Source organism: Haloferax sp. s1 (assembly GCF_058382125.1).
This window is the reverse complement of sequence record NZ_JBZRPK010000557.1, coordinates 1-7373: the sequence shown is the minus strand read 5'-3', so window position 1 is coordinate 7373 and position 7373 is coordinate 1. Positions and strand designations below refer to the sequence as shown.

Genomic DNA, 7373 nt, shown 5'->3' with positions numbered 1-7373 from the left:
CTCGTGAGCAAGCCTTCAGGCAGGCGGTTCGTGCTGCATACGATGAGCAGTGTGCAGTCTGTGGTGTTCGGCGGGAGACGCCAGACGGACGCCCGGAAGTCGAGGCAGCTCACATCCGGCCGAAAGCCGAAGGAGGGCCGGATGACATTCGAAACGGAATCGCACTTTGTAAACTCCACCACTGGGCGTTCGACAACGGGTGGTTCACGATTACCGACAACTACGAGATTATCGTCAAGAATGCTGCCGAACGAGCAGGATACATGGAGTTCGCTGCACTCGAGGGGCGTCGACTTCAGCTTCCGTCAGACATTCGAAAATACCCCGCAGCGACCTATCTTGAGTAAGAACGGTGCAATTCTCAATGGACTGTATACCCCCAACTATGGCAAATAGGCACGTCTAGTTCTAGACGGTCTGAAAAGCTATTTTTTTAGATCTTCAATGAGTTCTTCACCCTTTTCTGTGGTGGCCCAGAGCCTCCCTTTCTTGCGACCCGGTGTTATGCATTCTGCGAGGTTGTGATCATCAAGATCAGATAACACATTGCTTACGTGGCTCAAATAGTAATCAGTCAGTTCCGACAGCTCCTTTGGTGTACGAGGTTTCTTATCAAGAGATAGTAGGATATTTTCGCGATAGCTGCTGGCTTTCACCCAAGAGTACTCCTCAATATCCATTCAAGTTAACCGATTCAGACTATCACTGTATTTAAGTTGGTTACAAGATACACACAATATACACACATGGTAGGAAGAGGAAGATTAAACGACACCGATTTCATTGGTTTCAACAGATGACTGAAGAACGTCTTACCGCAATCGACCTTTTCTGCGGAGCAGGCGGTCTCTCTCAGGGACTCTATGATGCCGGTTTTGAGGTTCTGTGGGGAATCGACCACGAGGAGAAAACCAAGCCAACGTACGACGCCAACCACAATCACGAAATGACGGTTGGCGATATACGAGAAATCGAACCACCAGATTTAGGGCTTGAGAAGGGCGAACTCGACCTTGTTGCAGGCGGTCCGCCCTGCCCGACGTTCTCTCTTGTTGGTCGCAGCAAGATCAATTCGCTAGACGGACAGAACAACAAAACTGACGACCGTCACCTGCTTTACGAGGAATTCCTCCGATTCGTTGACCACTATCAACCCAAGGCATTCGTGATGGAGAACGTGGAGGGGATGCTCTCAGCAGAAAACGAGGACGGGGAGCAAGTTGTGGATCTCATTCAAACTCAAATGCGTGGTGAACGACCAGTCAGTGATCTTGACCTCGACCTGAATTACAGGGTCCGTGTTCAATTACTGGACGCTGCTGACTTCGGTGTACCCCAGCATCGGAAGCGGTTGTTTTTCATCGGGAACCGTGTAGGCGCTGAGAATCCAGATATGGAACAGTGGCAGACTCACCGGCCGCCAAATAATGACCAAGAGAAGAAAATCAAATTTAAGCGGGACCCCTCCGAGCTATCTGAAGAGGACCAGCAGACTCTAGACGGGTTTGTGGACGATCGCGAGGATGAGGTTTTCCCTACCTTCTATAAAAATAAGCGGAACAAGGACCCGTGGAATACAGTTGCAGATTCAATCCTAGACTTACCACCGGTGTCGCCAGAAGGTGAGACACCTCCCACAAAAACAGAGGAGTACACTCTCGGTCCAATTTCTGAATATCAGTACTGGGCCCGTGACCTAGATGAAGGGGATGACTGGGAAGACAAACCATTACATAATCACGAGTGTCGTGGCCACAATATGAGAGACCTGACCCTGTACAAACTGCTGGGTGAGGGTGTATCCTACATTATCGGAGATATTCCAGAAGAACACCAACCGTACAGGACAGATATCTTCCCGGACAAGTTAAAGAAACAGAATCCGACGGAACCAGCGACGACAGTGGTTGCTCACCTCTATAAGGACGGCCATATGTTCATTCACCCAAACGAGGCTCGTTCAATCACAGTCCGTGAGGCTGCTCGCCTTCAGTCGTTCAAGGATTCATTTGAGTTCCCTGTCGCCCGAACCCATGCATTCAAACAGGTCGGGAATGCAGTCCCCCCGTTGCTCGGCCAAGCGATCGGGACTGCAGTCAGGACAGAGATTCTGAAGACGCCGATAGAGGAAGCCGAGACAGCTACCCAATAGAAGAGACTTCCCCTGCTGTCTGCTTATTTCATCATGAGATACGGGACACTGGTCACCGGGTAATCTATTTCTTCACAGGTCAGCACGAACCCCTGTGAACTCGATGACGTCGCTGATGAATTCATCAGCGGGCCGCAACGAGTATGAGAGTTCATCGTCGTGTTTGTATTTGTTCCACACGAAAGAGTCTCGAGGAACATAGATCCGACTGCCATCGTTCGTTATATCACCAAGTTTTTCTCGTGAGATGTCGGCCATGAGCAGTGAGACAAACCAGATTTCGTCAACACCAATCTCGGCTTCACGGGAGAGACTCTGTCGGAAACGTTCTCGCAGAGTACGTTTACAGGAGAACCCAATGCTCCCTTTAGGGCCATCAACCATGTTGTCGATTTCGATGTCACCGAAATGTTCAGGGTCTCCTGTAGCAGGTATCACAAACCTGTCAAATATATGTTGAAGGCCGGTTTCGAGAACATTCCCTGCTGTGGAGGCGCGGCTTTGACCTGCTCTCCGTTCGTATTCCTGTGCGATCGCGGAAACAATTCGAGCAACCTCCTTTTTTTCGATGTGGGGGTCATTCTCGAGTTCATCGATTTTCTCGTGAAGATAATCGATCAATGGTTCACGCTGAGCGCCCAGTTGGTATTCCTCTCCATCAACATCGACGTTAAACAGAGCGTCAAAGGCCTTTGATGGCTCAAGGTTGCCGTTTTCATCTGTGAGTGTTTCGTCAACGATTTCTATGATTTCGGATTGTCCGAAGCTAGGGGTAGTCTGTAGTATGTCGCTGGTTCGGACCACAGCATCAGCAGCGATCCCGAATTCTCGGATGTCGTCTTCCTCTTCGATCCGTCGAAGGATTCTTTCAACAAGGTCCTCTGTCTGCCTGTACCGTTTCGAGATGTCTCCGCCGTATTCCTTGTTGACAGATCCAGTTATTGTGTCCTCAATTAGCCGCTTGAGGAACTCGAGATCTGGTTCTTCGGTTATTAGAGAGCCACCGTTACCGTCCAGTTCACTTTCAAGAGTTGCAGATAGCTGTTTGAGGGTTTCTTTTTCTTTTGTACCGTAACTTCCGTAGTCAGATGCAACAAGGTCCCGGGCAAACCAGTAGACTTTGTACTCAGTTGGGTCTCCAGAGTAATCTGTCATCAATTGAGGAGGATGAAACCAGTCACAAAGAGAGAAGGTTACATTATACACACAATATGTATACGTCTCCAAAATTAGTTGAGACAAAGTTGTGTGTAAATCGTAATGGGATTCTTTTGAGGTGTTCCGACATTCTCCGTCGTGAGCGACAGGCTAGATTTCGTGGAATATCTCCATCGGTACTGGGCCCAGCAGAAGGCAGTTGGAATGATTGCTGAAGCTCGGTTTACTGATGAGATAGATGCAACAGACGCAGATGCAGTTTCTGAGGTGATGCTCTTTCAACCGAAGCCACTAGATAACGAGTTCCAGCCATGGGAGAATATATACGCATTTATACTCGACGCTGCAGAACAGGATTCGCTACATTCGTCCCAACTTAAGGCTGCTTCACTCTTAGAGGGTGCTGGAACAACCGTAATATTCCCGCGTGTTGTTGATACCGGGGAAAGTGCAGAAGATGGCGGTGTAGCAGACCGATTTTTGTGGACATGGAGAAGATATGACTTCCAGAATCAGAATTTAGAAGAGGTCAATATTGAGGAGGAGACCGCCACGTGGAGAACTGGTGGCTATACGCGAACAGATGATGACGATTATCTGTCCGAGCTGAGGGAAGCGCTAGACGGGTTCTCTGACAATGTGATTAGAGAAATGTTCTATAAGCAGCACTTCTTCGCTGCGCATTTGAAAGATGATTACGGCTTTACCGGCACCTACTTCGATATCGACGGGATATTCGTTCAAGATGAAACAGTCGTGCCATACGAGATCAAAGAAAAGTCGGTCTACGAAGGATCAACGAAATTGTTTGGTCTTGACGTTAGTCGGTTGATCGTTATGCTTCGGGTTGGTTTAACAAGAGGACTTAATCCGATGTACATAGTTCGCGAGGTTGAGGAAGAAGACGAGATGCACGTTTTCGACCGGAATTTCGTCGATTGGCATATTGTATCTGCATCCGATGTGATTCGTTCGTCGGCATGGCAGGTTCAAGGCGGTGGCCCCGGAATGACTGGCGGGCGGACAATGACTTTAATGATCCCATTATCTGAATTCGAACCCGTCGACTTCGAGCTCCTAGACCTATCCGCCTATGTTGACTTTGTTGGACACTTCCAAAAGAAGCTTTGAGCCAATCAGGAAAGCTGACTGATGAACTTCCGAACCTTAGCTGTCGCCTGCTGGGGGTCATCTGTGGAAACAGAATACTCACCACCAATCACCTCCGTGAATCCTGGGCGGTGGTAGTCGGGGCCCGCGGTTTCGGCGCCCTCAATGAACCACTGACCGTCGATAAATTGGAGAGAGACAACCATACTCGGTTCCTCTACACCAACGAGTGATACCTCGTCGGCATCCCATTCGTATTCATCGGGGTCCATTGGGCGAACCCACTGAAAACTGTGTGCGTCAAGTTTGGTCCGTTTCCACGTCCGACTATTTTCTTCAACCGTTTCTGGAGGGAGGTCGGAATCGTCGAGGCCCGTCATAGTCCAGATTAAACCACCCCCAACAATGAACATACTGGTGGACTGTACGGCCTTGAAAGTCGGTCCACCTGTTACTGCCTCTCTGAGGTATACGCGTTCACAAAATGAACAGAATGTGATCGATTGCAGTAGTATTTTCAAGAACCGGGACCCATTGAGCGGAGTCAGGTGGAGAGTTTGAACCGATTATAGTTTTCAAGAGTCACCCTCACTTTTCCACCTAAGCGAGGCAATTTGGACACGCTCAATTTCTTTGTTGGACGCAATTCCAGTGTCACACTATTGTCCTTGAATACACTATTCTCTCTACCGCAGAGATCCATCGAATTTCTCAACAATCACCACCAAATGTCTCATATCCGATGTAGTGCTTTATTACAAGTACATCCAATTTGAGACACCATGCTAGAGGAGAATGAGTTGCGAATCATGGCGACACTTGATTCCCCTAAAAAGCGCCGAGCACTTGCTACTGAGCTCGGGTATGAGCCGGGGACCATCACGAACGCTGTGGTACATCTCGAAAAATTGGGATTGGTCACCCGTGAACGGGTGGGAAACGAGACGATAATACACCCAACGTCTGCGAAGTGCCTCGAGGTGTACCAAGACCTCACGGCAACCAACTCCCACGTTGACTTCCCGGAATTGCTGACGTCGTCGATGCTTCGTGTCCTCTATTATCTCCCCACGGATGAACCAGTGTCGGCAGCCGATCTTGCCCAACGAACCGAGGTGTCACGGGCAACTGTCTATCGGACGCTCAAGACGCTTACAAACCGGGCAATAGCTGTTAAGCAAGGAACGAGATACCACCTCACCGAACAGTTCTCAGGACTTCACAAGTTCGCCGTGGAGCTCCGGCACCAACACCACCGTACGCAAGTCCAGACCGACATCGGGAGTGGAACACTTCTGTGGGAATCTTATGACGAGTTCATTGTGCGAACAGACGAGGGTGTTGACGACAGTCAGTACCTGCTAACAGGACTCGATGCATTCAGCGAATACGGTCTGCAGTTTTTCACGCGCTCGGGGAACTATTACTTCTACTCAGAAAGCCGAGAGACACTCTCACCGGCCGATTTGGTCTGTCACCCACTCCTCATCGAGAACGACGCTCGCCACCGAAAGTACGCTATACTTCTCATTACCGCAACCAACACATCCCACGAAGACGTTCACAAAGTCGCAACATCCTACGGAGTCGAAGACATCATCTCACCTCTCTTGACGTACCTACGAACAGAAGGCGAACAGTCCTCAGCCCAAACCCCACCCTGGTCTGAAATGGAATCGCTCGCTCGTGACTACGAGGTAGAGATATGACCCGCGAGTCGACGTTGGAATACACGGCGATCCGAGAACAGTTTCACGAACTCGCGAACCGTAGACCGTGAACGGGTCGCTCAGTGTATTCGACTACTTGCGGAAACCGAATACGATGACGACCTGTACGAAGGAGTTCCCGAACGGGCGGTTGAATCGAAGCTTGGTGAGGAGACAGCTACGTCCGATATTGAGTGGCTCCACTAGATCGGAGTCGTCAGATACGGTGAGGACGGCGTCCTCCAAGAGAAAATTTGATACCCGAATGGTAAAATCCAAACATCGTTTCCTCGTACAATCAGTTAATGAGTGAGCCAAAAGACGCGGACACGAGACCAAAAATATCAGTTGCAGTTGTAGATAAGAGCCACACGAACGAAATCCCAGACAATATTGACTCTGAGTTATATACGACAACAAGGCCTGAGTCATCGTTGGTTGAGTTTGCGGCCGACCCTGACGGGGAACTGGCAGAGGCACTCAGGCGAAACGGATTCGACGTCTGAGCTAATCCACTTACACACCTACCTAACAGCTATTCCTGCAAAAAAGTCGTAGAATAATAGGATTTCAACAGAGCCGAAAAATGCTATCCCTACGCAAGAGCCCTTCATGAGTAGTCTTCTCTTCCTCAATTTTTCATCTTGCACAGGGGGTGCTGAACCGTACTTGAGCGTGTCTCTTGTTCACCCGTCCTGATTAACTGGGCCTTTATACTTCGACTTGATTTTGTCTCCCTCTCGCCACTGCCAGTAGTAGTATCGGTTGTCGTTGATCCCTTTGACAGTGATCGTCGCCTTCGTGGGGACATCGTCTGGAAGGTCGTCCGACCGTTCTTCGAGCTCGCCTTCCGGTGACTCGTCCTCGAGACGAGCCTCGCGCTCCTTGTGTTCGGCCAGCTCTTCGGCATAGCGGGCAACGTCCCGAAGACGGGTCGGTGATGATTGATTGAGAGCGTTGACGACTTCCGTGGGGAGGTTCGTCGGCGGCGTCGGTGGTTCGTAGGACATCGGCGGCTGCCTCGTGTTAACCAACACAAGTCGCTGATCAAAAATTTTGTTGGTTAAGACAGTGCCGCTAATCGTATCCAAGACTCAGAACAAACCCATACACCCTCTTTTCAGCTCACCATCTACGGGTCAAAGCGCCAAGCCAGGATTATCGTACAAAGTATCATACCCTAGAAGGTGTTATCGCGATTGCAAACATATCTTAGCACCCACGAACTAATATGAGCGCAATCC

The 7373-nt window shown here is 49.7% G+C and carries 8 protein-coding genes; 4 read left to right on the top strand and 4 right to left on the bottom strand.

Going from position 1 to position 7373, the window contains the following annotated elements; all coding sequences use genetic code 11:
* A partial coding sequence (locus QT222_RS10155) for an HNH endonuclease (protein ID WP_491477098.1) occupies positions 1–347 on the top strand: 347 nt, incomplete at its 5' end.
* A gap of 78 nt (positions 348–425) precedes the next feature.
* On the opposite strand, the gene QT222_RS10150 is transcribed toward QT222_RS10155, so the two are convergent.
* Positions 426–680 carry a transcriptional regulator gene (locus QT222_RS10150; RefSeq protein ID WP_491477097.1) on the bottom strand — a complete coding sequence of 85 codons (255 nt, stop codon included), beginning with the start codon at positions 678–680 and terminating at the stop codon, positions 426–428.
* Between the two features lie 116 nt (positions 681–796).
* Here QT222_RS10150 and QT222_RS10145 point away from each other — a divergent pair, with 116 nt between their 5' ends.
* Positions 797–2152 (top strand): DNA cytosine methyltransferase, encoded by a 1356-nt coding sequence (locus tag QT222_RS10145; protein WP_491477096.1) that lies wholly within the window; start codon positions 797–799, stop codon positions 2150–2152.
* Between the two features lie 72 nt (positions 2153–2224).
* On the opposite strand, the gene QT222_RS10140 is transcribed toward QT222_RS10145, so the two are convergent.
* The gene (locus QT222_RS10140; protein WP_491477095.1) at positions 2225–3307 is read right to left on the bottom strand and encodes a hypothetical protein; all 1083 of its coding nucleotides are present in this window, start codon (positions 3305–3307) and stop codon (positions 2225–2227) included.
* A gap of 141 nt (positions 3308–3448) precedes the next feature.
* On the opposite strand from QT222_RS10140, the gene QT222_RS10135 reads away from it, so the two are divergent.
* Entirely contained in the window at positions 3449–4441 is a 993-nt protein-coding gene (locus QT222_RS10135; protein ID WP_491477094.1) for a hypothetical protein, read from the top strand.
* A 5-nt stretch (positions 4442–4446) separates the two neighbouring features.
* Here the strand turns inward: QT222_RS10135 and QT222_RS10130 are convergent, their stop codons facing one another.
* Positions 4447–4692 carry a hypothetical protein gene (locus tag QT222_RS10130; RefSeq protein ID WP_491477093.1) on the bottom strand — a complete coding sequence of 82 codons (246 nt, stop codon included), beginning with the start codon at positions 4690–4692 and terminating at the stop codon, positions 4447–4449.
* Between the two features lie 510 nt (positions 4693–5202).
* Here QT222_RS10130 and QT222_RS10125 point away from each other — a divergent pair.
* On the top strand, positions 5203–6129 hold the full coding sequence (locus QT222_RS10125) for an HTH domain-containing protein (RefSeq protein ID WP_491477092.1): 927 nt from the start codon (positions 5203–5205) through the stop codon (positions 6127–6129).
* Positions 6130–6815: 686 nt separating this feature from the next.
* On the opposite strand, the gene QT222_RS10120 is transcribed toward QT222_RS10125, so the two are convergent.
* Positions 6816–7139 carry a DUF6788 family protein gene (locus QT222_RS10120; RefSeq protein WP_491477091.1) on the bottom strand — a complete coding sequence of 108 codons (324 nt, stop codon included), beginning with the start codon at positions 7137–7139 and terminating at the stop codon, positions 6816–6818.
* Between the last annotated feature and the right edge of the window lie 234 nt (positions 7140–7373).